Annotated in this window: 3 protein-coding genes; 2 read left to right on the top strand and 1 reads right to left on the bottom strand. The window is 60.8% G+C overall.

Features of this window, described 5'->3' with window-relative positions; translation table 11 throughout:
- Window positions 1-519: 519 nt before the first annotated feature.
- Together DB30_RS40510 and DB30_RS40515 are read left to right on the top strand one after the other, a co-directional pair.
- On the top strand, window positions 520-972 hold the full coding sequence (locus DB30_RS40510) for a hypothetical protein (RefSeq protein WP_146662920.1): 453 nt from the start codon (window positions 520-522) through the stop codon (window positions 970-972).
- Window positions 973-1,072: 100 nt separating this feature from the next.
- Window positions 1,073-2,194 carry an IS481 family transposase gene (locus DB30_RS40515; RefSeq protein ID WP_276204426.1) on the top strand — a complete coding sequence of 374 codons (1,122 nt, stop codon included), beginning with the start codon at window positions 1,073-1,075 and terminating at the stop codon, window positions 2,192-2,194.
- A gap of 242 nt (window positions 2,195-2,436) precedes the next feature.
- Here DB30_RS40515 and DB30_RS43380 read toward each other — a convergent pair whose 3' ends face one another.
- Window positions 2,437-2,784 (bottom strand): ATP-binding protein, encoded by a 348-nt coding sequence (locus tag DB30_RS43380; RefSeq protein ID WP_420870706.1) that lies wholly within the window; start codon window positions 2,782-2,784, stop codon window positions 2,437-2,439.
- Window positions 2,785-2,790: the final 6 nt, after the last annotated feature.

Here is a 2,790-nt window from a genome sequence, read left to right on the forward strand (position 1 = left end):
ACAGGCGACGCTCGAGACACCGCCTGGTGACCTTGTAGCGACAGTTGGGCAGAATAGGCCGAGCGCGGACCCGCGCGTGGGGCCGCGTCTCGGCGCGGGTCCGGTTCGCTACACGGCGGTCAGCGCTGGGTTGTTTCTGAGCGGAGGAAAGGGCCACGCCAGGTTGTTGGCGCGCGGGCGGCCGTGTTGCAGGGTTTCTTGCGTGACCGTGAGCGGGCCACTTGGCCGGCGAGTGATCGGAGGATCAAAATGAAGACTCTCAGTCCGGTTTCCCCCTCTATGAAAAACCATTTATCGTAGGGTACTGATCATATGGCGCTCCCATGTTTCATATGTAATAAATGGGTCATCGGTCTGCGGGGATACGACTACTCTTGCCCGAACTATGCCATACCGGACAGTGAGACTTCGCATGAGAGCAGTGCTCTGAGTGGGGATGTGCATGGGCGATGTCTTCGGGGGCACCCAGTGCGTAAACTATGGGGCGAATGGAACCGAAGGCATTTCATCAACCGGGGGTTGCCGTACAAGGATCTGGGTAGCGGTGCTGTGACAGTCTTCTCCAACACCCATGGCCATCAGACGATAGTCGTTGACCATGACGGGGGGGTCACTGAGATAGAAACAGGTGTGCAGGCCAAACTGTTCCTGGATCCAATGAGCGAAATCTGCGTGACCGAGGATATACTCTTGGCTCGACAATGGTCAACGGACAGTGACGTATTCTCGAGTTTGACAAGTTCTTTTCAGCCTGGATATCATGCTACGTTTGGAGCGCTATTTGACTTGCTAGAAATCAATAGTCAAATGGCCGATTTTAGTCGAGATTTAGAATTTGGCCCAGCGGCCGATGACAGCTGGCTTCGCTCCGAATTTGGGGAGTTCTGGATTCAGTGTTCCTACCCACTGATGATACCAATCGCTCATCGGATGGCGATACGTGCGGCAAAGAACTGGGGTGTGGTGCCATGACATGGGTGACAAATTCGGTGCCATGACATGGGTAACACATTTGCGCGAGTCGCGCTCTGTGTGAAAGAACCCGGTGGTGCCGTGGTCCCAGCCGTGCATCGTGAAGCTCCGACAAGATTTCGTCCTTCGTGCTCTCGAGCCCCATGCCAACGTGTCCGAGTTGTGTCGTGAGTACGGCATCAGCCGCAAGACCGGCTACAAGTGGCTCGAGCGCTTCAAGCAGCGCGGGGTGATCGGTCTCGAGGATCTATCTCGTCGACCGAATCGCTCGCCACTGCGCGCCTCGGGGGACGCAGTACTCGAGATCCTCCGGCTGCGAGGCGAGCACCCGCGGTGGGGCCCACGCAAGCTCGCCGTCGTCGCTGCTCGCGTGCTGGGCGAAGACGCGACGCCAAGCGTCCGCACGATCGCACGGATCCTCGAGCGCGCTGGTGAGGTCCGTCGTGGGCGAGGCGCGACGCAAGGCGAGCGGCCGACCGACGCACCTTCGACAGATCTGAGCGAGTGCAACGAGCGATGGACAGTGGACTTCAAGGGCTGGTGGCGAGCTGGCGATGGAAGTCGCTGCGAGCCGCTCACGGTCCGCGATGCGGTGAGCCGCTTCGTGCTGTGCGCCCGCCTCGTCGAGGACACCCGGGCCGAGACGATCAAGGGGCTGTTCGAGGGCCTCTTCGACGAGTGGGGCCTGCCCCGAGCAATCCAGGTGGACAATGGGTCGCCATTTGCGTGTACCCGTGCTCGGGCTGGACTGACGACGCTGTCGGCTTGGTGGGTGTCCCTGGGCATCGAGCTGATCCGCGGACGGCCTGGCCACCCACAGGACAACGGGGCCCACGAGCGCATGCATGTCGACATGCGTTTCGACGTGGAGGATCTCGGAGCTCCGACAGTCGCCGAGCAGCAGGCAAAGCTCGATCAATGGCGCCATGAATTCAATCATGTCCGCCCTCATGAAGCCCTGGACATGCAGGTGCCCAGCGCCATCTATTGCCGCTCGCCTCGGCGCTACATGGGCCCACGTCCACAACGGTACCCCGCGACCTTGGAGACCCGGCGCGTCAACCCGGCTGGGCGCGTCCGCTACCATGGCCACATCCTGCGGATCGGCGCCGGGCTGCGAGGCTTCGACGTTGGGCTGCAGCGCACGGGAGATCTCGCGGTGCGTGCCTACTTCTACGAAATTGATCTTGGTGAAATACAGCTAACCCAGCGACGCAAATAGCTACGTGTGGAGATCTCCTTGGAGCGCAGTTGTTACCGGGACTGGAAACTGAAGTGTCACCCCCGAATTGACCCAAAGTGTTACCCATGTCTTGACTTCCACCCTGGCTGTCAAAGATCGGGCGAATTGATCCACCTCAGATCGGATGATTTGACCCACCCCCACGAGCACTCCCGGGACCCCGCGTTGGAGCACTCCCCGCACTCGCGTTCGGATCGGATCATCTGACCCACCCGCGTCACTCACGCGGCCCGCTTCCCCTTCGCTGGTGGGTTGCGGAAGGAGTCGCCTTCGATCTCGATCACCTGCCGGTGATGGAGCAGCCGATCCATCGCAGCCCCCGCGAGCAACGCGTCGTTGAAGAGCGGCGACCACTCTTCGATCGCGCGGTTCGAGGTGATGATCATCGAGCCTCGTTCGTACCGACAGCGGATCACCTCGTAGAGATCGGAAACATGAGATACCGGACGGGGAGTCTCCCGAGAGAGGTCGCCCGGCGCGACGCCCGACTCGCTCCACGACCGAGGGCGAGTCACTATTACACGCCCTCTTGGGGTCCTGATCGCCCAATTCCCCGACCATGTACCCACCCAAGC

Origin of the sequence: Enhygromyxa salina, assembly GCF_000737335.2 — a bacterium.
Classification (GTDB): domain Bacteria; phylum Myxococcota_A; class Polyangia; order Nannocystales; family Nannocystaceae; genus Plesiocystis; species Plesiocystis salina_C.